19 protein-coding genes are annotated in these 25,357 nt (G+C 67.8%); 5 read left to right on the forward strand and 14 right to left on the reverse strand.

All coding sequences use genetic code 11. The features are described 5' to 3' along the window. The first annotated feature begins 77 nt into the window (after window positions 1–77). Window positions 78–245, forward strand: coding sequence for a hypothetical protein (locus tag AC5RV3_RS07320; RefSeq protein ID WP_494113418.1), 168 nt, complete (start codon window positions 78–80; stop codon window positions 243–245). Window positions 246–422: 177 nt separating this feature from the next. Here the strand turns inward: AC5RV3_RS07320 and AC5RV3_RS07325 are convergent, their stop codons facing one another. Continuing rightward, a complete protein-coding gene (locus AC5RV3_RS07325; RefSeq protein ID WP_494113417.1) occupies window positions 423–980 on the reverse strand; it encodes a DinB family protein in 558 nt (185 codons plus the stop codon). 248 nt (window positions 981–1,228) lie between these two features. Between AC5RV3_RS07325 and AC5RV3_RS07330 the strand changes: the two genes are divergently transcribed. Next, a complete protein-coding gene (locus AC5RV3_RS07330) occupies window positions 1,229–2,206 on the forward strand; it encodes a helix-turn-helix transcriptional regulator (RefSeq protein WP_494121556.1) in 978 nt (325 codons plus the stop codon). Between the two features lie 56 nt (window positions 2,207–2,262). Here the strand turns inward: AC5RV3_RS07330 and AC5RV3_RS07335 are convergent, their stop codons facing one another. The 3 genes from AC5RV3_RS07335 to AC5RV3_RS07345 form a co-directional block, all read right to left on the reverse strand. Further along, on the reverse strand, window positions 2,263–3,051 hold the full coding sequence (locus AC5RV3_RS07335) for an ABC transporter ATP-binding protein (RefSeq protein WP_493989231.1): 789 nt from the start codon (window positions 3,049–3,051) through the stop codon (window positions 2,263–2,265). Between the two features lies 1 nt (window position 3,052). After that, window positions 3,053–3,952 carry an ABC transporter permease gene (locus AC5RV3_RS07340; protein WP_494113415.1) on the reverse strand — a complete coding sequence of 300 codons (900 nt, stop codon included), beginning with the start codon at window positions 3,950–3,952 and terminating at the stop codon, window positions 3,053–3,055. Between the two features lie 102 nt (window positions 3,953–4,054). Continuing rightward, window positions 4,055–5,044 carry an ABC transporter substrate-binding protein gene (locus AC5RV3_RS07345; RefSeq protein WP_494121927.1) on the reverse strand — a complete coding sequence of 330 codons (990 nt, stop codon included), beginning with the start codon at window positions 5,042–5,044 and terminating at the stop codon, window positions 4,055–4,057. Window positions 5,045–5,414: 370 nt separating this feature from the next. Here AC5RV3_RS07345 and hrpA point away from each other — a divergent pair, with 370 nt between their 5' ends. Next, on the forward strand, window positions 5,415–9,416 hold the full coding sequence (gene hrpA, locus AC5RV3_RS07350; RefSeq protein WP_494121557.1) for an ATP-dependent RNA helicase HrpA: 4,002 nt from the start codon (window positions 5,415–5,417) through the stop codon (window positions 9,414–9,416). A gap of 390 nt (window positions 9,417–9,806) precedes the next feature. On the opposite strand, the gene AC5RV3_RS07355 is transcribed toward hrpA, so the two are convergent. The 4 genes from AC5RV3_RS07355 to AC5RV3_RS07370 all read right to left on the reverse strand — a co-directional run bounded on the left by AC5RV3_RS07355 (window position 9,807) and on the right by AC5RV3_RS07370 (window position 13,227). Beyond that, window positions 9,807–10,235, reverse strand: a complete 429-nt coding sequence (locus AC5RV3_RS07355; protein ID WP_494113633.1) for an HIT family protein — start codon at window positions 10,233–10,235, stop codon at window positions 9,807–9,809. Window positions 10,236–10,356: 121 nt separating this feature from the next. Then, the gene (locus tag AC5RV3_RS07360) at window positions 10,357–11,517 is read right to left on the reverse strand and encodes an NAD(P)-dependent alcohol dehydrogenase (protein WP_494121558.1); all 1,161 of its coding nucleotides are present in this window, start codon (window positions 11,515–11,517) and stop codon (window positions 10,357–10,359) included. A gap of 109 nt (window positions 11,518–11,626) precedes the next feature. Then, a complete protein-coding gene (locus AC5RV3_RS07365) occupies window positions 11,627–12,460 on the reverse strand; it encodes a sulfurtransferase (RefSeq protein ID WP_494121559.1) in 834 nt (277 codons plus the stop codon). A gap of 107 nt (window positions 12,461–12,567) precedes the next feature. Beyond that, window positions 12,568–13,227 (reverse strand): MBL fold metallo-hydrolase, encoded by a 660-nt coding sequence (locus AC5RV3_RS07370; RefSeq protein WP_494121560.1) that lies wholly within the window; start codon window positions 13,225–13,227, stop codon window positions 12,568–12,570. 129 nt (window positions 13,228–13,356) lie between these two features. Between AC5RV3_RS07370 and AC5RV3_RS07375 the strand changes: the two genes are divergently transcribed. Further along, the gene (locus AC5RV3_RS07375; RefSeq protein ID WP_494121561.1) at window positions 13,357–13,800 is read left to right on the forward strand and encodes a Fur family transcriptional regulator; all 444 of its coding nucleotides are present in this window, start codon (window positions 13,357–13,359) and stop codon (window positions 13,798–13,800) included. Here the strand turns inward: AC5RV3_RS07375 and AC5RV3_RS07380 are convergent. The 6 genes from AC5RV3_RS07380 to guaB1 form a co-directional block, all read right to left on the reverse strand. Further along, complete coding sequence (locus AC5RV3_RS07380) at window positions 13,797–14,690, reverse strand: metal ABC transporter permease (RefSeq protein WP_494121562.1); 894 nt, start codon at window positions 14,688–14,690, stop codon at window positions 13,797–13,799. The genes AC5RV3_RS07375 and AC5RV3_RS07380 overlap by 4 nt on opposite strands. 2 nt (window positions 14,691–14,692) lie before the next feature. Beyond that, window positions 14,693–15,487, reverse strand: coding sequence for a metal ABC transporter ATP-binding protein (locus AC5RV3_RS07385; protein ID WP_494121563.1), 795 nt, complete (start codon window positions 15,485–15,487; stop codon window positions 14,693–14,695). Between the two features lie 112 nt (window positions 15,488–15,599). Continuing rightward, window positions 15,600–16,652 carry a metal ABC transporter solute-binding protein, Zn/Mn family gene (locus tag AC5RV3_RS07390; protein WP_494121564.1) on the reverse strand — a complete coding sequence of 351 codons (1,053 nt, stop codon included), beginning with the start codon at window positions 16,650–16,652 and terminating at the stop codon, window positions 15,600–15,602. Between the two features lie 163 nt (window positions 16,653–16,815). After that, on the reverse strand, window positions 16,816–17,865 hold the full coding sequence (locus AC5RV3_RS07395) for a hemolysin family protein (protein ID WP_494113625.1): 1,050 nt from the start codon (window positions 17,863–17,865) through the stop codon (window positions 16,816–16,818). An 8-nt stretch (window positions 17,866–17,873) separates the two neighbouring features. Beyond that, window positions 17,874–19,217, reverse strand: coding sequence for a hemolysin family protein (locus AC5RV3_RS07400; RefSeq protein ID WP_494121565.1), 1,344 nt, complete (start codon window positions 19,215–19,217; stop codon window positions 17,874–17,876). 393 nt (window positions 19,218–19,610) lie between these two features. After that, window positions 19,611–21,065 carry a GMP reductase gene (gene guaB1, locus AC5RV3_RS07405; RefSeq protein ID WP_494121566.1) on the reverse strand — a complete coding sequence of 485 codons (1,455 nt, stop codon included), beginning with the start codon at window positions 21,063–21,065 and terminating at the stop codon, window positions 19,611–19,613. Window positions 21,066–21,464: 399 nt separating this feature from the next. On the opposite strand from guaB1, the gene AC5RV3_RS07410 reads away from it, so the two are divergent. Further along, window positions 21,465–25,274, forward strand: a complete 3,810-nt coding sequence (locus AC5RV3_RS07410; RefSeq protein ID WP_494121567.1) for a multifunctional oxoglutarate decarboxylase/oxoglutarate dehydrogenase thiamine pyrophosphate-binding subunit/dihydrolipoyllysine-residue succinyltransferase subunit — start codon at window positions 21,465–21,467, stop codon at window positions 25,272–25,274. The last annotated feature ends 83 nt before the right edge of the window (window positions 25,275–25,357 follow it).

The raw sequence follows: 25,357 nt of genomic DNA on the forward strand, positions 1-25,357 counted from the left end.
CCAGTATGGCAGTTTTTTATGCTTTATGGTCGTTTCTGCCACTCTTTTTTTGGCGGCGGCAGGACCACCATGGAGGCATGGAACTCCTCCTGATCACCGCCCTGGCACTCCTCGTCATCACCGGAACCCTCCGGCTGATCTTCCGTGACGGACGGGGCATCACCCCGCCGGAACGCTCGCAGGCCGACTGGACGGCAGGCTCCACCCCGAGCCGCGCCTACACCGACCTCGCCCGACTGGCCTGACCCGCCCACGGGACCCTCCGGGAGGACCTGCGGGACCTGTCCGCACCTACGGGCTCCCTCCCGGCGGGCCCTGCGGGGCCTGCACCCCCCGCTCTGCCTCCCGGAGGGACCTGCGGGGCCTTCCCCCGGCCGGCACGTCCGGCCGAACCTGGCCCCGCGGGTCCGCCCGGGCCCGGGCTACTGGCGGTGGGCGAAGAGGTCGCGCAACAGTGCGATCTCGGCCAAGTGATGAATCATTTCCCGATTGATGTGCAGCACCAGCGTCCCCATGGAGCGATCGGCGTAAGGGCCCTCGGCGGGCCCACAGGGCAGCGCCAGCCCCTCCTCGCCGAGCGCACGGACCCCCGCAATCCAGCGCGCGTAGTATTCGTCCAGCAGCTCCAACGCCCCTGACGCCGTGCCCGGATAGTCGAACGATTCGTAGAAGACCGGCGGACCGCCGAAGTGCGAGGCGTTCCGGCTGCCCAGCACGCCCACCAGAATGTGGCCCAGCCGCCAGGCGGCAGTGGTCACCGGCGGCGGCACCGGCTCCGAAAGCGCGAAGTCGATCGTGAAATCACCGGCGCCCACCGCCATCGGTGCGGTACTCGTGCCGCGGTGGCGCACGTTCCAGCAGCCCTCGGCCGGCTCCCAGAAGTATTCTTCGTCGGTGAGTCCCTCCAGCCGTGGCCGGGCCTGGGCGTCCCAATGCCAGGTCAGCTGCTCGAGCAACTCCTCGGCTGCATTGAACGGCATGCCGGCTCCTCCCCAACGGCGGCTCCTCGGCTCCGGAGCCCGGGAGTCCATCATGCCGGGCGGCCCGCCGTTTGCCCAGAGCCGGGCCACGGCCGCGGCACGACGCAGGTTTTCCGGCACCACCCCGGGGCTCATACCGGACAGCTCTTGTCCTCAATCGAGACTAGAGTGGCCCTGTTGCCGGAACGACCGGCACCCGCGCGTGCTGCATGACGCCGCACGCTCGGGCTGCTGATGACAGGTGGGCCATGCTCGAAACGTCCGCGCGGCTGTTGCAGCTGCTCTCCCTGCTCCAGATGCGCCGGGAGTGGACCGGCTCCGCCCTGGCCGAGCGGATGAGCGTCACCGAACGCACGGTGCGCCGCGACATCGGCAAGCTGCGCAACCTCGGTTATCCCATCAATGCGTCCCCCGGCGTCGCCGGCGGCTACCAGCTGGGCGCGGGCGCGCAGCTTCCGCCGCTGCTGCTGGACGACGACGAAGCCCTCGCCGTCGCGCTCGGCCTCGGGGCGGTGACCGCCAGCCCGGTGGCCGGCGTCGGCGAGGCCTCCCTCCGGGCGCTGACCAAGCTGGAGCAGGTGCTGCCGGCGCGGCTCCGCCCCAAGTTTTCCACCCTGAAGAACGCTGTGGTCACCCTGGCCGGCCCCACCGCCGCCGTGGATCCCGAGGTGCTGACCGCGATCTCCACCGCCATTGCCGAACGGCGCGTGATCGGCTTCCGCTACGCCAAGGCAGACGGCGAGTCCGGCCGCCGCTTGGCCGAACCGTACCGGCTGGTGGACACCGGCCGCCGTTGGTATCTGGTGGCCTACGATACGGGCCGGCAGGACTGGCGCACCTTCCGGGTGGACCGGTTCGAATCGGTTCCCACGGCCCGTGAACGCTTCGCCCCGCGGCAGTTGCCGCAGCCGGATCTGGCCGCCTACGTCCAGCAATCGATCACCAGGTCCCCGTACAGGTTCGACGTGGTGGTACGGATCGACGCTCCGCTGCAGGCGGTCGCGGAGAGGATCCCGCCGAATATCGCCGTCCTGTCCGACGACGGCGGCGCCACCCTGCTGCGGGCGGGTTACGATTCACTGGACTACCCACTGGTGGAGCTGGCCGCCACCGGCTTTACGTTCGAAATCCTGGAGCCGGCGGAATTCCGGGAGCGCGCCGCGGAGCTCGCGGGCCGGCTGGCTGCTGCCGCCGGCACGGGAACGGCGGCCGCCCCTACCGCATAGGTGGGACAGCCGCCGTCGTACGTTAAACCCGGTTCATGCCCCCGGGCGCGCGGACGCTACTGGAGCATGGTGCGGTCGTCGACCACGCCCTTGATCTTCTCGAACTCATGCAGCAAGTCCGGCACGGTGGCCTTCTGCTTCTGCTCCTGGTCCAGATCCAGGATGATCCGGCCCTCGTGCATCATGATCAGCCGGGTGCCCAGCCGCAGCGCCTGCTCCATGTTGTGGGTCACCATCAGCGTGGTCAGGCGGTGCCGGTCGACCACTTCCGCGGTCAGGCGGCTGACCAGCTCCGCACGCTGCGGATCGAGGGCCGCGGTGTGCTCATCCAGCAGCAGAATTTTCGGGCTGCTGAACGTGGCCATCAGCAGCGACAGTGCCTGCCGCTGGCCGCCCGAGAGCAGGCCCACCTTGGCCTTGAGCCGGTTCTCCAGCCCGAGCTCCAGCGAACGCAGTTCTTCCTTGAAGAATTCGCGCTTCTTGCGGGTCACGCCGGGGCGCAGGCCGCGGCGCTTGCCGCGTTCGTAGGCGATGGCCAGGTTCTGTTCGATGGTCATCTCCGGTGACGTTCCCGCCATCGGGTCCTGGAAGACGCGGCCCACGAAGCGGGCCCGCTGGTGGTCGGCCAGCCTGGTGACGTCCTTGCCGTCGATGCTCACCGTGCCGACGTCCGGGCGCAGCTTTCCGGAGGTGATGTTGAGGATGGTCGATTTGCCGGCGCCGTTGCTGCCGATCACCGTGACGAATTCGCCCGCGGCCAGGGACAGGTTGATCTCCTGCAGGGCAACGCGCTCGTTGACGGTGCCCGCGAAGAAGGTCTTGTGAACGTTCTTGATATCCAGCATGTCAGCCCTTCGCTCCCGTCAGGGACTTCTTCATTTTTCCGAGCCCGCCGACACGGCGAAAGACCTTCCACTGGGGCAGCACCAGCGCGATGACCACCAGCACCGCCGAGACCAGCTTCATGTCGTTCGGCTGCAGGCCGGCCTGGAGGGCCAACTGGATGACCACGCGGTACAGCACGGAACCGAGCACCACGGCCAAGGTGGCGATCCAGATCAGGCGGGTTCCGAAGATCGCCTGGCCGATGATCACCGAAGCCAGGCCGGCCAGGATCAGGCCGATGCCCATGCCGATGTCGGCGAAGCCCTGGTACTGGGCGATGAACGCGCCGCAGACCGCCACGAGCCCGTTGGACAAGGCCAGGCCAAGGATCTTCTGGTTGTCCGTGCTGACGCCGAAGCTGCGGATCATTTGTTCGTTGTCGCCGGTCGCCTGCATGGCCAGTCCGATGTCGGTGTGCAGGAACCAGTCCATGATCACCTTCACCACCAGTGCGACCAGCAGGAAGATGGCGATGGCGCCGATGCCGCCGAGCATGCCCGACTCGCGCAGCGGGGTGATCAGGGTATCTTCGCGCAACAGCGGCAGGTTGGCCCGGCCCATGATGCGCAGGTTGATGGAGTAGAGGGCGATCATCGTCAGGATGCCGGCCAGCAGACCGTTGATCTTGCCCTTGGTGTGCAGCAGGCCGGTGACGGTGCCGGCAGCCATGCCGGCGATGAAAGCCAGGATGGTGGCCGTGACCGGCGGCATCCCGTTGATGATGCTGATGGCGGCGACTCCGGCGCCGGTGGTGAAACTGCCGTCGACCGTCAGGTCGGGAAAATCGAGGATGCGGAAGGTCAGGTAGACCCCCAGGGCCATGATCGCGTAGATCAGCCCAAGCTCAACCGCGGTAATCATAGGTAAAGGACCTTGGTTCTCTCGTGGCGTCGATCCGGCGGCCGGGCTGGCCGGCCGCCGGATGGACTGCGGACTTCTTCGGCTCGAGCTGGAGGTTCGGGCTTACTCGAAGACGTGGTCAGCCGTGTCGGCGTAGCCGTCCGGCAGGGTCACACCCATGCGCTTGGCGGCAGCCGGGTTGACGTAAAGTTCCAGCTCGGACTGTGTCTGCACCGGCATGGATGCCGGTTCTGCCTCGCCCTTGAGGATCTTCACTGCCATCTCGCCGGTCTGGTAACCCAGCTTTTCGTAGTTGATGCCGTAGGTGGCCACCGTGCCGCGCTTCACCGAGTCGCCCTCGGCGGCAATCGTCAGGATCTTCTTGGACTCTGCCACCTGGATCAGGGACTCCAGGGCGGACACCACGTTGTTGTCGGTCGGTACGTAGAACGCGTCGACGTCGAGGGACTCGGCGGCCTGCTGGACTTCACCGGAGTTGGAGATTGCCGCTTCCTTGATCTCCAGGCCCAGTTCCTTGGCCGCTTCCTTGGCCCATTCCACCTGGACGGTGGAGTTGACCTCGCCCGAGGAGTAGACGATGCCCACGGACTTCGCGTCCGGGTTCAGCTCCTTGACCAGGGCCAACTGCTCTTCGACCGGGTTGCGGTCCGAGGTACCGCTGACGTTCGATCCCGGAGCGTCCATGCTTTCCACCAACGAAGCGGACTCCGGATCGGTGACTGCGGTGAACAGGATCGGGGTGTCGACGATGGCCTGCACGGCCGCCTGGGCGGTGGGTGTCGCGATGGCCAGGATGAGGTCCTTCTGGTCGCTGGCGAACTTGCCGGCGATGGAGGTGGCGGTGCCCTGGTCGCCCTGCGCGTTCTGCTCGTCGTAGGTCACGGTCTCGCCCTCGACGTAGCCGTTGTCGGCCAGCGCCTTCTTGAACCCCTCGCGGGCCGCGTCCAGGGACGGGTGCGAGACAATCTGGCTGATGCCGATTTCCACCGATTCGGTGCTGCCTTCGGCGGCATTGCCCTCGGTCGATCCCGCATTGCCGCACGCGGAAACAAGCAGGGCGGTGGCCAGCAGGCCAGACCCCAGGCCGAACATGGTCGAACGTTTCTTCACAATGTTCCTTTCGAATGTCCATCACGTGCCGGATAGTCCGGCACTTTTCCGCCTTGCCGCCCCTCCCCGGCGCGGCTGAAGCGGTCCGCCACACGCGGCGTCGTCATCGGCGCCGGCGGTTATGGCAGGCAACCCTGCGGGAGCGTCCTGAAGATCTTACCTGTGAACCGAGTCACATTGTCTAATCAGAACCGCGGGGTCAGGACAACCATATGAGATATGTCTCGTCCACAGGACAAATTGCCTCCGGTTGTCGCCGGATAGTTATTTTCGTCCACGGGCACGCGCCTCCCCGGGCTGCTCCTGCGGCCGGTCCGGGGCGGCCGGTCCAGCGACTAGACTGAGGTCAATCATGGCTGTGAACATCACGTACCCCGCGGCCCTGCCGGTTTCAGAGCGGCGCGAGGACATCATGGCGGCCATCGCCGCGAACCAGGTGACCGTCATCGCCGGCGAAACCGGCTCCGGCAAGACAACGCAGATCCCGAAGATGTGCCTGGAGCTCGGCCTGGGCGAGAAGGGGCTGATCGGCCACACCCAGCCCCGGCGGCTGGCGGCCCGGACGGTGGCCGAACGCATCGCCGAGGAACTGGACGTGAAGATCGGCCAGGAGGTCGGCTTCCAGGTCCGCTTCACCGGCGAAGTCGGCCGGGATACCCGGATCAAGCTGATGACGGACGGCATCCTGCTGGCCGAGATCCAGCACGACAAACTCCTGAAGAAGTACAGCACGATCATCATCGACGAGGCCCACGAACGCAGCCTCAACATCGACTTCATCCTGGGCTATCTGAGGCAAATCCTGCCCAAGCGTCCGGACCTGAAGGTCATCATCACCTCCGCGACGATCGATCCGGACCGCTTTGCCCGGCACTTCGGCAGCGGCGACGAACCGGCGCCGGTGATCGAGGTTTCCGGCCGGACCTACCCGGTGGAAATCCGCTACCGCCCGTTGAACCAGCCGGCGGCCACCGACCCCGACAACCCGGACGTGGACGAACTCGAAGAAGACCGCGACCCGCTCGACGCCGTCTGTGACGCGGTGGACGAGCTGTCCCTGGAGGCCCCGGGCGACATCCTGGTCTTCTTCTCCGGCGAGCGCGAGATCCGCGATGCCGCCGATGCCCTCGCGGCCAGGATCAAGACCAACCGCAGGCTGGCCGGCACCGTGATCCTGCCCCTGTACGCCCGGCTGTCGCTGGCGGAGCAGCATCGTGTCTTCTCCCCGGGCGGCCAGCGCAGAATCGTGCTGGCCACCAACGTGGCCGAGACGTCGCTGACCGTTCCGGGCATCAAGTACGTGATCGACACCGGCACGGCGCGCATCTCCCGCTACTCGCACCGGACCAAGGTCCAGCGGCTGCCGATCGAGCGCATCTCCCAGGCCTCGGCCAACCAGCGCTCGGGCCGCTGCGGCCGCGTGAGCGACGGCATCGCCATCCGGCTCTACTCCGAAGAGGACTACGAGTCCCGGCCCGAGTTCACCGACCCCGAGATCCTGCGCACGAACCTGGCCGCGGTCATCCTGCAGATGACCGCCATGGGCGTGGCCCGCGGCCCCAAGGACATCGAAGCGTTCCCGTTCGTGGAGCCGCCCGAGTCCCGCGCGATCAACGACGGCGTCACCCTCCTGCGCGAACTCGGCGCCTTGCCCGAGCCCGGCGCCAAGGGAGCCCCCGCGGCCAAGGCGGGGCTCACCGCCGTCGGACGCAAATTGGCGCAACTGCCGGTGGACCCGCGGCTGGGCCGCATGATCGTGGAAGCGGGCCAGCGCGGTTGCGTGCGCGAGGTGATGGTCCTGGCGGCGGCGCTGACCATCCAGGACCCGCGGGAACGTTCCCATGGCGACAACGCGGCCAAGCAGCAGCAGGCCAACGAGAAGCACAAGCGCTTCGTGGACGAGAAGTCCGACTTCACCGGCATCCTGAACCTGTGGCGGTATCTGCAGGAGCGGCAGCAGGAGCTCTCCTCCACCCAGTTCCGCAAACTGTGCCGCACCGAGTTCATTAACTACCTGCGGGTCCGGGAGTGGCAGGACCTGTTCGCGCAGCTGCGCCAGTTGGCCAAGCCGCTGGGCATCTCCTTGGAGTCGGGGCGGGACGTTGACCCCGTGGGCAGGCACGACGACATCCACAAGTCCCTGCTCGCCGGCCTGCTCAGCCACATCGGCGTGTACGAGGAGCGCAAGCGCGAATACGCCGGCGCGCGCGGCACCCGGTTCGCCATCTTCCCCGGCTCGGCGCTGTTCAAGAAGTCGCCGGACTGGGTGATGGCCGCCGAGCTGGTGGAAACCTCCAGGCTGTGGGCCAGGGTGGCGGCTAGATTCGATCCCTCCTGGGCCGAAGAAATTGCACCGCAGCTGTGCAAGCGCACGTATTCGGAGCCGCACTGGTCCAAGAAGATGGGCTCCGTGATGGCCTACGAGAAGGTCACCCTGTACGGGGTGCCGATCGTCCCGCAGCGCCGGATCCAGTATGGCAGGATTGACCGGGAACTCAGCCGCGAGTTGTTCATCCGCCATGCCCTGGTGGAGGGCGACTGGCGCACGCACCACAAGTTCTTCCACCGCAACCGCAAGCTGCTGGCCGAGGTCGAGGAACTGGAGACCCGGATGCGCCGCCGCGACCTGCGCGTGGACGACGAAACGCTGTTCGAGTTCTACGACGAACGGATCGGCCCCGAGGTGGTCTCCGAACGCCACTTCGACAAGTGGTGGAAGGACGCCCGGGCGGAAAATCCCGCGCTGCTGGATTTCGATCCGGACGCCGTGCTGGCCGCCGACGCCGAGGAACTGGACACCTCGGCGTTCCCGAAGACCTGGCAACAGGGGACCTTCGAACTCCCGTTGAGCTACGAATTCTCGCCGGTGGCACCGGGGGCAACCCCGGATTCGTCCGACGGCGTGACGGTGCACGTGCCGGTGCTGTTCCTCAACCAGCTGGACGCAGCCCCCTTCCGCTGGCAGATCCCGGGCCTTCGGGTGGAGCTGGTGACCGCACTGATCAAGTCGCTGCCCAAACAGATCCGCAAGAACTTCGTTCCGGCCCCCGACGTTGCCCGGAGCGCCGCGGCGGCCCTGGCGGCGGACTTCGATCCGGCCGAAGATGAACTGGAGCCCTCGCTGGAGCTGGTGCTGCGCCGGCTGAAGGGGCACATCATCCCGCCCGGCTCCTGGAACTGGGACACAGTGCCGCCGCACCTGCGCATGACGTTCCGCGTGCTCGACGGCAACGGCAAGGTGCTGGACGAGGCCAAGGACCTGGCCAGGCTGCAGCAGGAACTTGCGCCGGCCAACCGGCGGGCCATCGCCGAGTCGCTGGGCGCGACGCCCAAGACCGCCCAGCCGTCGCCGGGTCAGGGCCGCGGCGCCCCCGGCAAGAAGCGCGGCGGCGGCCAGGGCGCCGGCGCCCGCGCGGCCGGCACCGGTGCGGCACCCGCTGCCGGGACACCGGCGTCGGGCACTTCCGGACAGGCCGCCCCGGGCCTGCAGGAACGCAGCGGCCTAACCGCTTGGCCGGACGGCGACCTCCCCCGCGAGGTCAGGCGCGAGGTGGCCGGGCACACCGTGACCGGGTATCCGGCCCTGGTGGACGAAGGCAGCACCGCCGGTGTCCGCGTCTACCAGACACCGGCCGGCCAGCAGGCGGCCATGCGCTCGGGCATCATCCGGCTGCTGGTGCTGCGGGTGCCCTCGCCGCAGCGGTACGTGCTGGACCACCTGAACAATACGGAGAAGCTGACGTTCACGCAGAACCCGCACGGTTCGGTGGCGTCGCTGATCGACGACTGCACGCAGGCCGCGGTGGACAAGCTGGTGCCGGCCGACCTGCCGTTCACCCGGGCCGGATTCGACGCACTGTACGAGCAGGTCCGCGCGGAACTGATCGACACCGTCTTCACCGTGACCGCCATCGTGGAGAAGATCCTCTCCAGCACCCGGCGGATCCAGAAGGAGCTGAAGTCCAACGCCAGCCTGGCCCTGATCAGCCCGCTCTCCGACATCAAAAGCCAACTGGAGCAGCTGGTCTTCCCCGGATTCGTGGCGGCCACGGGCTATGCGCAGCTCAGCCAGCTGCCGCGCTATCTGGAGGGGATCGAGCGCCGGCTGCAAAAACTGCCGACCGCCGTGGGACGGGACGTGCAGCACATGGCAGTGGTGCAGCGGCTCGAAGACGAGTACGACGACGCGCGGGCGGCGCTGAAACCCGGCAACCTGGACGGCTCCGGGCTGGACAGGGTTCGCTGGATGCTGGAGGAACTGCGGATCAGCTTCTTCGCGCAGGAACTCGGCACCGCGTATTCGGTGTCCGAGAAGCGCGTCCGAACTGCGCTGAACGAGGCCCTCGCCGACTGACGCGCGGCACCGGCACCGTCCGTGCCACCGCGGCGAGGACAGGAGCCGGCTGCCAAAGTCATCCCCCGCTGGCCCTGACCCCGACACCAGGACAGGGTCTGGCTGCCAAGTCATCCCCTACTGACCCTGACCTCGGCACCAGGACAGGGTCTGGCTGCCAAGACAGGAGTTATTGACCCTGTCCTCGAAGCCAGGGGTGGACCTCGACGACAGGCCTCGGGAACTGACACTGGTCCGGCCCAGGGTTGCCACCCGCGTCGCGCGCGCGGCTGCGGGCCAATGCGCGCCGCAGGTTTGCCACTCCCACCGCGCGCAGGTTCCCGCCCTGCGGCGCCGCGGTCCCCCGCCCCGCGCCGGTTCGCCCACGCGGCAGGAAACGGCGATTCCGCGTCAGTCGGCGGGGACGACGTCCCCGTGGCCGGCCTCGCGCAGCGCCGCCCGGATGCGTTTGGCTGATGCCTCCATCACGTCCGGGTCCGGGTTTTGCTGGGCCCGCTTGAAGTCGAACTCGGCCTCCGAGTTGGAGGGCCAGACGTGCAGGTGCAGGTGGTTTACCTCAAACCCCGCGATGATCAGGCCGGCTCGGGCGGCGCCGAAGGCATCCACCTGGGCCTTGCCGATGGCCTGGGCGACCGCGGTGAGTTTCTGCAGCAGGTCGGCCGGGGCGTCGGTCCAGCGATCGACTTCCTGCCGCGGCACCACCAACGTGTGCCCGTCCGCGAGCGGGCCGATGCTCAGGAACGCCACCACGTCGTCGTCCTTCCAGACGAAGCGGCCGGGGATCTCGCCGTCGATGATCTTGGTGAAAATGGTGCTCATGTACGCAATCCTTGTCGGTTGGGTTACTCGGGGTCAGTGGGAGTCGGTCAGGTTCGAGTCGGCCCGGCGCCTGGGTGCAGTCACGGCCCGGCCCGTCCATCCATCACGGTCAGCGCATCATTCAGCGGTTCAGCGAGGCGATGTCCAGGACAAACCGGTAGGCAACGTCGCCGGCCACCATGCGGTCATAGGCTTGGTCGAGGTCCGGCGCGCCCACCAGTTCGATGTCGGCCGTGATCCCGTGTTCGGCACAAAAGTCCAGCATCTCCTGGGTCTCGGCTATACCGCCGATCTTCGAGGCGCCGTAGGCAACGCGCTCGCGCATCAGCAGGTTGACCGGCACCGGCGGCATCGGCTCGGGCGGCACGCCCAGTTGGATCAGCGCACCGTCGCGGCGGATGGCCCGCAGGTACGGGGCAAGGTCGTGGGCCGCGGCCACCGTGTCGATGACCAAGTCAACGCTGCGCCGGGCTGCCGCGAGCGCCTCGGCGTCGCCGGTCACCACCACGTGGTCGGCACCGAGCGCGCGGGCCGAGTCGGCCTTGTCCGCCGAGCTGGTGAAGACGGTCACCGACGCCCCCATGGCCTTCGCCAGTTTGACCGCCATGTGCCCCAGCCCGCCAAGGCCCACCACGCCGACTGAGTCGCCGGCTTCGACGCCGAAGTAGCGCATGGGTGAGTACGTGGTGATGCCGGCGCACAGCAGGGGGGCTGCGGCGGCGGGGTCGAGTTCCGGGGGCACGCGCAGCACGAAGTTTTCATCGACGACGACGGACGTCGCGTACCCGCCCTGCGTCACCTCGCCGCCGTGGCGCCGGTCGCGGGCGCCGTAGGTGCCCACCGCGCCCTTGTCGCAGTACTGTTCAAGTCCTTCCCCGCAGGCGGAGCAGTCGCGGCAGGAATCCACCATGCAGCCCACACCCACCAGGTCGCCGACGGCATGCAGGGTGACGTCCTGGCCGATGGCCGTGACCCGCCCAACGATCTCGTGGCCGGGCACCAGCGGGTATTCGATCTCGCGCCACTCGCCGCGGACCGTGTGGACATCCGAGTGGCAGAGGCCGCAGAAGGCGATGGCGATCTCCACGTCGTGCGGTCCCGCGGCGCGGCGTTCAATCTGCAGCGCGACCATTCCGGAACCCGGCGCCGTCACTCCATAGGCCGCCACCGTCCTCATGCTGCTCCTCGGTGTCTGCAGGTCTGCTGCCGCGAGGGCCTGCTGCTCCTGCTCGGGTGAAAGCGGTTTCCCCAGCGGCGGCGGTGCCGGACGGCCAAGTGTCATGGGCCTGACGCTACCGTTTGCTGCTTCGCCATGCCACCACGGCACACCGAGTGTGACGCTTCGGGTGCGGTGGTGCACGGCGCCGGGCCGCGGCCGATCCGGCGGCCGATTACGGCGCGCTCCCGGTCGCTACCGGCAGCTCCGGATGTCCGCACCACTGCGACCAGGAGCCCGGGAAAAGGGCCGCGTCGATGCCAGCCTCGGCCAACGCCGCGACCTGGTGGGCGGCGGTGATGCCGGAGCCGCAATAGACGGCCACCTTCCGTCCTTCCGCCCCCAGTTTCCTGAACCGTGCCGCGAGTTCCGCGGGCGCCAGGAAGCGCCCGTCCGGGGCCAGATTTGCCGTGGTCGGTGCGCTGACGGCGCCGGGAATGTGGCCGGCGCGGGGGTCCACCGGCTCCAGCTCGCCGCGGTAACGCTCGGCTGCGCGGGCATCAAGCAGCAGCGAGGTGCCCGCGAAATCCAGCACGTCGTCCAGCTCAAGCCTGGGCATCCTGCCGCTGCCCAGTTCGACGTTGCCCAGGCAGGCCAGCTCGTCGCCGCTGTCCACTTCATACCCTTCGCCGCGCCAGGCGGCGAGCCCACCGTCGAGCAGGTAGACGGAGTCGAAGCCGCCGTCGCGCAGCAGCCACCATACGCGGGCCGCGGCCATGCCGCCATTGTCGTCGTACGCCACGACGACGTCGTCGTTGTTGATGCCCCAATCGCGTGCCGCCTCGCGGAGGGCCTCCGGCTCCGGCAGCGGATGACGCCCGCCAACCGGCGTGGGCGCCGACGCCAACTGCGAGGGCAGGTCAACATAGACGGCACCGGGAATGTGGGCCTGGCGGTAGTGGCTGTGGCCGGCGTCGTCGCCGAGCTTCCAGCGCACATCGAGCAGTACGGTGCGCTGTCCGGAGATCATCCGTTCACGCAGTGTCTGCACGTCCATCAGAGTCCTCATGAGATCTCCTCCTGACTGCTGGCGGGCGTCGTTGCCCGCCGGTGTCCCGACAGTCCATCACAGCAGCAGGTATTGGGCCAAGCTGCCGGCCAGGCTTTAACCGACGGTCAGGCCAGCTCCACGCTGTCCCCCGGCGACAGGTGCCGGTAACTGGTGCCGTAGTGGCCGCCGATCCGCTCCACGTGCTTCTCCACCAACGGCAGGCCGCGGTCGCTCAGCCCGGCGTCGTGGATTGGGTAGGCACGCTCGGCCCGCATCGCGGTCACGAAGTCGATCACCTCGCCGGTCTTCGACCAGGGCGCGTGCACGGGCACCAGGACGGTTTTGACGTCCAGCCCGTGCGGGACGATGAAGGAGTCGCCCGGATGGTACAGGCTGTCATTAATGACGTAGCCGATGTTGGCGACCACCGGGATGTGTGGATGAATCAGGGCGTGCTGGCCGCCGAAGGTGCGGATGCGAAACCCGGGCACCTCGAACTCCGTCTCCGGTTCGGCGGCATGGATCCGCCCCGATGCTCCCGGTGCGAGCGCCCGGAGGTCAGCGGCCACGGAGGCCGGGGCATACAACTGCATGTCGTCCGCCGCTGCCAGCAGGCCCGGGACCCGGTCCTGGTCGATGTGGTCCGCATGCCCGTGGGTCACCAGGACGGCAGTAGCCCCTTCGAGGGCCTGCTCCACTTCGGAGAAGTTGCCGGGGTCGATCACCAGGACGTGGCCGTCCTGCTCAAGCCGGACGCACGCGTGGGTGAATTTTGTCAGCTTCATGAAACACACCCTAGCCGCGCGCGGCGGCCAGCGTCCCGGCGGTCCGGCCTGCCTCGTCAATCAGGCCTGCTGGTAGGCTGGGATGCAGCCTACGGGTGCCGGTATCAACAGCGAGGAGCCGAAGCGGACATGTCCGTTCCTTCAGCGAAACCGCAGGCGCAGCGCCGCGGTTCGGAACAGCGGGTGACCCGCCAGCGCGTGGCCGTGGCCGCCGCCTTGGACAGCCTGGAGGACTTCGTCAGCACGCAGGAACTGCACCGCCTGCTGCAGGACCGCGGCGATTCGGTCTCGCTGGCCACTACATATCGGATTTTGCAGGCCATGGCCGACGACGGGCAAGTGGACGTGATGCGCAGCGGCGAGGGCGAGGCCGTGTACCGGCGCTGCGCCGTCGAGCACCACCATCACCACTTGCTCTGCCGGACCTGCGGCAAGACCGTCGAAATTGAAGCTCCGGCGGTGGAGCAATGGGCGGCCAGGATGGCGGCGGAGCACGGCTTCACCCAGGTTGCCCACACCGTGGAAATGTACGGGCTGTGCCCGGAATGCAGCGCTGCCCCCGGCGGTGCTTAGCCGGCGGTAACCCTTACCGCGGCGACGTCGCGCCGCCCCACCTTGCCGCGCCGTTGCCGCCGCGCCCCAGCCATCCGGCAGACCACGTAGATCAGGAACGAGATCGTCGTGACGTAGGGGCTGATCGGCAGGCTGCCGCCCAGGGCCAGCAGGATCCCGCCAACCACAGCGGTTACCGCGAACAACACGCTCAACAGCACGACCACGCGCGGCGAACTGCTCACCCGGAGCGCCGCGGCCGCCGGCGTGATGACCAGGGACAGCACCAGCAGGGCACCGACCACCTGGATGGACAGCGCCACGGCCAGTCCCAGCAGGAACATGAACACGATCGCCAGGGCGCCCACCGGCACCCCGCGGGCCTCGGCCAGGTCCGGGTCGGCGCTGGCGAAGGTCAGCGGACGCCAGATGGCCAAAAGCCCCAGCACGACCACGGCTGAACCCCCGGTCAGAAGGTTCAGCTGCACCGTGTCCACGGACACGATCTGCCCGGTCAGCAGGCCGAACTTGTTCGCCGAGCGGCCCTCATAGAGCGAGAGGAACAGGATCCCCAAGCCCAGCCCGAAGGACATGATCACGCCTGTGATCGAATTCCGGTCCCGTGCCCGCATGCCCAGCATGCCCAGGACCACGGCCGCGATCACCGATCCCACCAGCGAACCGAACACCACATTGGCGCCGATCAGCAGTGCGAATGCCGCCCCGGCGAAGGACAGCTCGGCGATGCCGTGCACGGCAAAGGCGAGGTCCCGCATCATCACGAACACGCCGATCAGGCCGCCGACCAGGCCCAGGACGGCGCCGGCAATCAGCGAGTTGCGCACCAGCGGCAGCAGGTCGCCGTAGTCGTTGAAGTTGAAGACCGCATTCAGCAGCTCCGATGGATCCATGCCTACACCACCTCGCCGTGGCGGTGGGTGGTGGCGTCGGGAAGGCCCACCACGATGATCCGGCCCTGGTTGTGGATTACTTCGACGTGGCTGTTGTACATGTGCGACAGCACCTCGGTGGTCATCACTTCTTCCGGCGTGCCGACGCGGAACTGGCCGCCGGCCAGATAGAGCACCCGGTCCACATAGTCGATGATCGGGTTGATTTCGTGCGTGACGAAGACGACCGCGCTGTTCCTTTCATGACACTGCCTGTTGATCATGGAACTCACGGCCTGCTGGTGGTGCAAATCCAGCGAGAGCAAGGGCTCGTCGCAGAGCAGCACCCGGGGATCGGAGGCCAGCGCCTGGGCCGCGCGCAGCCGCTGTTGCTCGCCGCCGGACAGCTGCCCTACCGGGGCTTCCGCGTAACCGGAGGCGCCCACCATCTGCAGCAGTTCGTCCACCCGCCGGCGATGCTTGCGGCCGTTCAGCCGTATGCCCCACCGGTGGCCGTCCAGGCCCAGGCCCACCAGGTCGCGGGCCCGCAGCGGAGTCTCCGGCGCGAAGGTCTTTTGTTGGGGGATGTAGCCGATGTCCCGACTGCCGCGTTCCAGCGGCCGCCCGTTGACCTCGGCCATGCCATGGCTCAGCGGCTGCAGGCCCAGCAATACGCGCAGGAAGCTGGTCTTGCCGGAGCCGTTGGGGCCCAGCACCGCGAAGAACTCCCCCGGGTTGATGGTCAGGTCGAGGTCATGCCACAGCACGCGCTGGCCGAAGGACAGCGAGGCACCCTGCAAGCGGACGGCGGGGGTCATGGCAGTGTTCCTTGAAGCTTTCGTGCTGCGCATCGCGCGAGAGGGACGCGGGGGCAATTGAGGCGTCCGGCTTGGACCGCCTCAGTTAACCACATCCCGGCGGCCTGGCCGGTCACCCGCGCAGCGCCTGGTCCACCGATTCCAGGTTCTCCGCCATCCAGGCCAGGTAGTCCTGGTCTGCGGGCAGGGTCTCGGTGAAGTTGAGGACGTCGATGCCCGCCTTTTCCGCCAGTTGGCGCAGGCGCTGTGTCTGCGGGCCTTCGGTCTGTTCGTTGTAGGCGACGAACCGTACCGCCCCGCCGGTAATCAGTTCCTCGGCTTCCCTCAGCGCTGCCGGGGCGGCATCGCTGCCTTCCTCGGCCGCCTCCATGAAGCCGGCCGGGGTCTTGTTCTCCAGTCCCAGCGCATCGAAAAGGTGCAGCGGCACCGGATCTGTGGCCGCTACGGCTTCCCCGCCCGCCGTGGCAGCCAGTTCATCCATGTCGCTTTGGAGGCCCTCGATCCCGGTACGGAACTGCTCGGCGTTGGCCCGGAAGGTTTCGGCCTGCTCCGGGTCCAACGCCGAGAGCTTCTCGGCGATGGTCTCCGCGATGGCGGCCATGGTGGGCAGGTCGTACCAAACGTGTTCATTGAAGCCGCCGTGGCTGTGGCCCGCGTGGCTGCCGTCCTCCGCGTGCCCCGCGTCAGCGCCGTCCGCGTGGCTGCCGTCCGCGCTCTCCGCGTCGCCGCCGTCAGTGCGTTCCGCGCCGGCGTCGTCTCCGTGGGCATGCCCTGCTTCGGCGCCCTTTGCTCCGGACAGCGGCGACAGCTCCACCGCGGTGATGACGTAGTTGTGGTCGACGCCGGTCTCGTCCGCCAGTGTGTGCATGAAGGTGTCGTAGCCCCCGCCGTTTTCCAGCAGCAGGTCGGCCTGGGAGATCGCCAGCTTGTCCCGCGCCGTCGCTTCATAGGAGTGCGGGTCCTGCGCCATCCGGTCGATGATCGATGTGACGTCGACGTGCTCGCCGCCGATGGTTTGGGCCACGCCGCCGTAGACATTGGTGGAAGCGACCACGCTCAGCTTGCCGTCGCCTTCGGTCTCTCCCCCTGCAGCGGCGCAGCCGGACAGCAGCACCGCCGCGGCGGCCAGTCCTGCCAGTGCAGGAGCGGTACGTGAGTGCCTCACGGGCAACCTCGGTTCTACTCATAATGAGAATCAGTAACAATAAGGGTTTTCAGCTTAGCGCAGTTGCGAACCGTTCGCATTCGGCACGGGCACCGGACACCCTTCCGCCCCGCGCGGCAGGGCACGGGCGCGGGGCACTCTTCCCGCCCCGCGCCCCGCGGGACTATTCGCCGGTCCGGCGCAGTCCTTGGGCCTGCGTTTCGTCGCGGATTTCGCCCACCAGCACTTCCAACACGTCCTCGAGGAACAGCACGCCGTGCGTACTGCCGTCGGATCCCAGCACACGGGCCAGGTGCGATCCGGTGCGCTGCATGACGGCGAGCGCGTCCTCGATCTCGTCATCGAGCGCCAGATTGGCCAGGGTGCGGACCTTGGTGACCGGAATCGTCTTGTTGAGCCTGTCCTCCGGGATGGTCATTACATCCTTGAGGTGCAGGTACCCCGTGAGGTTCTCGTTGGCATCGGCCACGGCAAACCGGGAGAACCCTGTCCGTCCCACCGCGCGCTCGAACTGCTCCGGCGTGGTGTCGACGCCGATGGTGACCAATTGGTCAAGCGGCACCATCACGGCGGCGGCGGTCACTGCCGAAAACTCCAGCGAACTCGAGATCAAACCGGCGTCGTCGTCGACCAGTCCGTGCCTGGTGGACTCCTGCACAATGGACTGGACTTCCTCCAGCGTGAACGTGGAAGAGACCTCGTCCTTCGGCTCGATCCGCACGGCCCGCAGCAAGTGGTTCGCGGTCCAGTTCAGGGTGGAGATCACCGGCCGCACCACCTTGGAGACCGCCACCAGCGGCGGGGCCAGCAGCAGCGCGGCCTTGTCGGCCATGGACACGGACATGTTCTTCGGGACCATCTCGCCGAAGGTCACGTGCAGGAACGTCACCAGCAGCAGCGCCACGGCGAACGAGATGCCGTAGGAGATCTCGTGCGGAATGCCCAGCCATCCCTCCAGCGGCAGCAGCAGCAGTTCCTTGATCGCCGGTTCGGCCACGTTCAGGATCAGCAGCGAACACACGGTAATGCCCAGCTGCGCGCAGGCCAGCATCAGGGAGACGTGCTCCATGGCCCACAGCGTGGTCTTGGCGCGCTTGGATCCGCTGTCTGCCAGCGGCTCGATCTGGCTGCGGCGGGCGGACATGACGGCGAATTCGGCGCCGACGAAGAACGCATTGGCGAGCAGCAGCACTACCAGCCAGAAAATACCCATGGCGGCCATCAGAGCGCACCGCCCGCGAGGCCGGTCTCAGGCAGCACGGCACCGGTTGCCGGACTGGGGATGAAGCGGACGCGGTCCACCCGCCGTCCGTCCAACCGCTCGACTTCCAGCGTGCCGCCGTCCACGGGCACCGTGTCGCCGACCACCGCAATCCTGCCCAGCTGCGCCATGATGAAGCCGCCGACCGTTTCGTAGCTGGCCCCGTCGGGCACGGTCAGCTGCGGGATTTGCTCGCTGACCTCGTCCGGACGCATCAGGCCGGGGAAATACCAGTTTCCGGTCGCGCTCTGCAGCACGCCCGGCTTCACCCGGTCGTGCTCGTCAGCGACTTCGCCAACGATCTCTTCTATCAGGTCCTCCAGCGTCACCACCCCGGCGGTGCCTCCGTACTCGTCGAGCACCACGGCGAACTGAAGGTTTGCGGCCCGCAGCTCCGATAGCAGCGAATCCAGATGCACCGTCTCGGGCACGCGCAGCACGTCGGCCATGATGGTGGCCGCGGCCAGGTGCGGGCGCTTCTTGCGCGGCACGCCGATCGCCTTTTTGATGTGCGCGACGCCGCGGACGTCGTCGGGGGAATCGCCGAGCACCGGGAACCGGGAGTAGCCGGTGCGGCGGGCCGCGGCGATGAGGTCGGCCACGGTCTGGTCCGCGTCAATGAACTCCACCCGGATGCGCGGCGTCATCACGTCGGCTGCGGTCCTGCCGGAGAAGGACAAGGTCTTGGCGAGGAAGTTCGCGGTCCCGGCATCCAAGGTGCCCATTTCCGCGGAGCGGCGTACCAGCGATGCCAGCTCGGAAGGCGTGCGGGCGCCGGAAAGCTCTTCCTTGGCCTCCAGCCCGAACAGGTGCAGCACCTTGTTAGCGAAGCCGTTGAGCATCAGCACAAAAGGCTTGAACACCGCGGTGAAGATCAGCTGCGGCCGGGCCACCAGCTTGCCGACTGCCATCGGCAGGGCAATGGACGCATTCTTGGGCACGAGTTCGCCCAGCAGCATGGAGAGGAGGGTGGCGATCACCATGGCAATCACGGCACCGACCGGCTGGATGACGGCGTCGGCCAGTCCCAGCGCGGTCAGCGACGGACGCAGCAGCGAACTGATGGCCGGTTCCATCAGGAAACCGGTCAGCAGCGTGGTGAGGGTGATGCCGAGTTGGCAGCTGGAAAGCTGCGTGGAGAGGGACTTCAGGCATTTCATCAGCGGCACTGCACCGCGGTCGCCGTTGTCGATGGCGCGCTGCACAGTGGGCTGGTCAAGGGCCACCAAAGCGAATTCCACGGCGACAAAGAAGCCGGTGCCGAGGATCAGCAGCATGCCGGCGGCGATTTGGATCCATTCCATTTAGCTCGCCACCGTCCTGAACTTCAGGCGGTTCGATGGACCTGGCGGGGGGTCGTCCGAGCCCGGACTAGGAGGCTCCTGACCGGCCGCGCGGGCGGCAAGTGTGTGATGGGCACGTGCACGGGATTTGCCGGTGCTGGGTGACGCCTCGCAGGCGGCGCCCGCTTGGGCTGCCTGTGCTCCCGCGGTCTGGCATGCTGCCTGCCCTGCGGGGCGCGTCACGGACCGGCTCCTAGAATAGCTGTCCATTATGGGCTATAGCGTAGCAGGCGGGCTTACGCCGCGGGCAGTCCCCGGTGGCCGTTCTGCCGCCGGCGTACCGGCGGGCGGTGCCCGCCAGCCACCCTCCCCCGCCGGTGCGGGCCGGGCGGCCGGCACCGGCTGCCGGCACCCCTACCAGCTCTCGGGCAGCGGCCGGCCTTCCTCATAGCCGGCGGCCGACTGCACCCCCACGATGGCACGTTCGCGGAACTGCACCAGGTTCTGTGCGCCGGCGTAGGTCAGCGAGCTGCGCAGGCCGGAAGTTATCTCGTCCAGGAGGTCCTCGACGCCGGGGCGCAGCGGGTCGAGGTACATCTTCGAGGACGAAATGCCTTCTTCGAAGAGTGCCTTGCGCGCCCGCTCAAAGGCGTCCTCCCGCCGGGTCCGGTTCTGCACCGCGCGGGCCGACGCCATGCCGAAGCTTTCCTTGTATTTGCGGCCGTTGCTGTCCGTGAGCAGGTCTCCGGGGCTCTCGTGCGTCCCGGCGAACCAGGAACCGATCATCACCTGGCTGGCGCCGGCCGCCAGCGCCAGGGCGACATCCCGCGGATAACGGACCCCGCCGTCGGCCCACACGTGGGCGCCGAGCTCGCGGGCCGCCTCCGCGCATTCCTGCACGGCGGAGAACTGCGGGCGGCCCACCGCCGTCATCATGCGGGTGGTGCACATGGCGCCCGGCCCCACGCCGACCTTGACGATGTCCGCGCCGGCTGCCACCAGGTCGCGCACGCCGTCCGCGCTGACCACGTTGCCGGCGACCACCGGAACCTGCGGGTCCAGGCTGCGTACTGCTTCGAGGGCGTCGAACATCTTGCGCTGGTGGCCATGGGCTGTATCAACCACCAGGACGTCCACGCCGGCCTGCAGCAGCGCCTCGGCCTTGGCGCGGACGTCGCCATTAATCCCGACGGCGGCGGCTACCTTCAGCCGGCCCTGCGGATCCAGCGCGGGGGTGTAGATGGTGGAGCGCAACGCGCCGGCGCGGGTGAGCGCGCCGACCAGCACGCGGTCGTCGTCCACGACCGGCGCAAAGGATGCCGAGGCCGAGTCGAACAGGTCGAAGGCCTGCCGCAGCGCGGTGTCCGCCCCTGCGTTGAACATGGAGGCATCCAGCAGCAGCGGGTGGGCAGCCATCACCGACTCCAGCGACGCGTAGCGGTCCACGCCCTCACAGTCCTCGGCGCGCACCACGCCCACGCACTTGCCGGCGTCGTCCACCACCGCAACCGCGCCGTGCGCGCGTTTGTCCATCAGGTGCACGGCATCGATCACGGTGTTGCCCGCGGCCAGCTCCAACGGCGTTTCGAAGACGATGTGGCGGTCCTTGATCCAACCGGTGACCTCGGCCAGGACGTTCAGCGGGACGTCCTGCGGCAGCACGGCCAACCCGCCGCGCCGCGCCATCGTCTCCGCCATGCGGCGGCCGCTCACGGCGGTCATGTTCGCCACGACCAGGGGAATGGTGCTCCCGGTGCCGTCGCCGGCCGAGAGGTCGACATCCAGCCTCGACGTGATATCCGAGCGCGACGGCACCAGGAAAACGTCCGAGTAGGTCAAGTCGGTCATCGGCTCGTTGATCAGGCGCATGGCTGCTCTCTTTCCTCGTCGCCGTGCAGGCCGGGACGGCCAGGCGGCGCGGCAGTCGGTCAGGTGAATGGGGCTGCGGGTCGGGTGGCCGGATCCGTCGTGTCCGTGCGCTGGCGGCGCTGCACAGCGGAGGGCGGCCCGGCCGCCTGAAAATCTCCCGCACCCCTGAGAGTCTAGGGCCACCGCGCCTCGGGACGAATCGGCACGAAGTTGGCCCGCTTAAACGCTAAAGATTAGCCTGCGTTGCGAAAGTGTCATTAGACTGGCTACTGGTCCAGATCTAGTGCGCGGCAGATGCGCACTCGCAATTCCGCTGCTGGTCGGCAGGTTCGGAAGGCAGCCAGGGGAAGCGTGTGATCTGCAGGGCAAGCGGCAATTCACGGAAGAGGCGTATCACAAGTGCCAGAGCATCCCAACCTTCGTCTACCCGAAGAATTCGGCGGTAACGAATGGCTCGTTGACGAAATCTACGAGCAGTACCTCCAAGACAAGAATTCCGTGGACAAGAAATGGTGGAGCATCTTCGAGGCGGCCAACGGCGGCGACGGCAACTCGAACGACACTGCAGCTTCCTCGGCCGGCACCGCCGCGCCGTCCCGCCCCACCACGGCAAATGCCGCACCCAAGGCCTCGGGCGAGAGCACGGCCACGGAGCAGGCAGGACCCACACCGATTCCCGCCGACAATGAGCCTGCTCCCAACACCTCCACGAGCAGCACCGCCGCCCCGGCCAAGCCGGCGGCAAAGGCTGAGCCGGCCGAAAAGGCGGAGGCGAAGCCTGCCCCGATCCCCGCCCAGTTGCCCAAATCCGCGCCCAGCGCACTGGCCGAAGAAGACACCGTTTCCGTGCTGCGTGGCCCGGCCAAGGCCATTGCCACCAACATGGACGCCAGCCTGAGCGTGCCAACCGCGACGACGGTGCGCGCGGTTCCCGCCAAGCTGCTGATCGACAACCGTTTGGTGATCAACTCGAACCTGGCCCGCGCCCGCGGCGGCAAGGTCTCCTTCACCCACCTCATCGGCTACGCCGTGGTCAAGGCGCTGGGCCAGTTCCCCAGCCAGAACGTCCACTACGACGAGATCGACGGCAAGCCCGCCGCTGTCCAGCCGGCCCACGTGAACTTCGGCATCGCGATCGACATGCCCAAGCCGGATGGAAGCCGCCTGCTGGTGGTGCCGAACATCAAGCGCGCCGAAACCATGAACTTCTCCGAGTTCTGGCACACCTACGAGGACCTGATCAAGCGGGCCCGCGCCGGGAAGCTCACCGCCGACGACTACGCCGGCACCACGGCTTCGCTGACCAACCCGGGCGGAATCGGCACGGTCCACTCCGTCCCCCGCCTGTCCAAGGGCCAGGCCACCATCGTGGGCGTCGGTGCCCTCGAGTACCCCGCCGAGTTCCGCGGCGCCAGCGAACGGACGATCGCCGCGCAAGGCGTCGGCAAGATCATCACGCTTACCTCCACCTACGACCACCGCGTCATCCAGGGGGCCGGCTCGGGCGAGTTCCTGCGCCTGATCGAATCGCTGCTGCTGGGCGAACAGGGCTTCTACGATGAGATCTTCGAAGCACTGCGCATCCCGTACGAGCCGGTCCGCTGGCGGCCGGACAACCAGGTGGACGTCGAACTGCAGATCAACAAGGTGGCCCGCATCCAGCAACTGGTGCACGCCTACCGCGTCCGCGGCCACCTGATGGCGGACACCAACCCGCTGGAGTACGTCCAGCGCAAGCACCCGGACCTGGACATCAACACCTACGGGCTGACGCTGTGGGACCTGGACCGCGAGTGGGTCACCGGCGGATTCGGCGGCGCGGACCGCCTGAAGCTGCGCGACATCCTGGGCGTGCTGCGCGATGCCTACTGCCGCACCACCGGCATCGAGTACATGCACATCCAGGATCCGGCCGAGCGCGAATGGTTCCAGAACGAGCTGGAGCGCCCCTATGCCAAGCCCAGCCGCGAAGAGCAGCTGCGCATCCTGGGCAAGCTCAACGCCGCCGAGGCGTTCGAGACCTTCCTGCAGACCAAGTTCGTGGGCCAGAAGCGCTTCTCGCTGGAGGGCGGCGAATCCCTGATCCCGCTCCTGGATGCGGTGATTTCCGACGCCGCCGACGACGGCCTGGACGAAGTGGCCATCGGCATGGCACACCGCGGCCGGCTGAACGTGCTCACCAACATCGCCGGCAAGACCTACGCACAGGTCTTCCGCGAGTTCGAGGGCACCCAGGACCCGCGCAGCGTCCAAGGCTCCGGCGACGTGAAGTACCACCTGGGCACGGAAGGGAAGTTCACCTCCGACAACGGCAACGAGACCAAGGTCTACCTTGCCGCCAACCCCTCCCACCTGGAGGCCGTCGACCCGGTGCTCGAGGGCATCACCCGCGCCAAGCAGGACCGCCTGGACAGGGGCGACGAGTTCCCGGTGCTGCCGGTCATGATCCACGGCGACGCCGCCTTCGCCGGCCAGGGCGTGGTGGCCGAAACCCTGAACCTGTCGCAGCTGCGCGGCTACCGCACCGGCGGCACCGTGCACATCGTGGTCAACAACCAGGTCGGTTTCACCACCTCGCCGCATGCCTCGCGGTCCTCGGTGTACTCCACCGACGTGGCGAAGATGATCCAGGCCCCGGTCTTCCATGTGAACGGCGACGACCCCGAGGCCGTGGTCCGCGTGGGACAGTTGGCTTACGAGTACCGCCAGCGCTTCCACAAGGACGTCGTCATCGACATGGTCTGCTACCGCCGTCGCGGACACAACGAGGGTGACGATCCCTCGATGACGCAGCCGATGATGTACAACCTCATCGAGGCCAAGCGTTCCACTCGCAAGCTGTACACGGAGGCCCTGGTGGGCCGCGGCGACATCACCCAGGACGAAGCTGACCAGGCCCTGCGCGACTACCAGGAACGGCTGGAGCGCGTCTTCGCCGAGACCCATGCGGCGCAGACGTCGCCGATCCCGGTGATCACCAAGGACTCCGAGGCCGTGTCCGACCTGGAGCGTCCGCTCTCGCAGCAGACCGAGGACAGGGCCAACGTGCCGGCCGGCACCGCCGTCTCCGGCGAAGTGATGGCGAGGATCGGCAAGGCGCACGTGGAAGTACCGGAAGGCTTCTCCGTCCATCCGAAGCTTAAGGCGCTGTTGGAGCGCCGCGAGCAGATGTCCCGCGAGGGCAACATCGACTGGGGCTTCGGCGAACTCGCGGCCTTCGGCTCGCTGCTGATGGAAGGGGTGCCGGTACGCCTGGCCGGCCAGGACTCCCGCCGCGGCACCTTTGTGCAGCGCCATGCGGTCTTCCACGACCGCGTTACGGGCCAAGAGTGGGCCCCGCTGAGCCACCTGTCCGACGACCAGGCCAAGCTGTGGATCTACGATTCGCTGCTGTCCGAGTACGCGGCCATGGGCTTCGAATACGGCTACTCGGTCGAGCGCCCGGACGCACTGGTGCTGTGGGAGGCCCAGTTCGGCGACTTCGTCAACGGCGCCCAGACCGTGATTGACGAGTTCCTCTCCTCGGCCGAGCAGAAGTGGGGCCAGCGGTCGTCGCTGGTGCTGCTGCTGCCGCACGGCTACGAAGGCCAGGGCCCGGACCACTCGTCGGCCCGGATCGAGCGCTTCCTGCAGATGTGCGCCGAGGACAACATGATCGTGGCCAATCCGACCACCCCGGCCTCGCACTTCCACCTGCTGCGCCGCCAGGCTTACAGCCGGCCGCGCAAGCCGCTGATCATCTTCACGCCGAAGCAACTGCTGCGGCTGAAGGCCGCCGCGGCCAAGGTGGAGGACTTCACCAGCGGCACGTTCCAGCCGGTCATCGGGGACGTTCAGGACCTGAACGGCCAGGACGTCGACCGGGTGGTGCTGGTCTCCGGCCGGCTCTACTACGACCTGCTGGCTGCGCGCCAGAAGAACTCCGACACCAAGACCGCGCTCATCCGCGTGGAGCAGCTCTACCCGCTGCCGGTCGACGAGATCAAGGCGGAACTGGCCAAGTACCCGAACGCGGACATCGTCTGGGCGCAGGACGAACCGGCCAACCAGGGCCCGTGGCCCTTCATGGGCCTGTACCTGCCCGAGGCCCTGGACCGGCCGCTGCGCCTGGTGTCCCGCCCGGCATCTGCTGCCACTTCCACCGGCTCGGCCAAGCGCCACGCCGTGGAGCAGGATGTTCTGGTCAAGAAGGCCTTCGAACGCCGCTAAGTAAGATGGTGGGCGGGGTGCCGCAGGGCGCCCCGCCCACTTTCGTTTAAGCACGCTTCCAATCCGTCGAACCAGAAAGCTAC

Source organism: Arthrobacter sp. Y3221114, assembly GCF_059092625.1.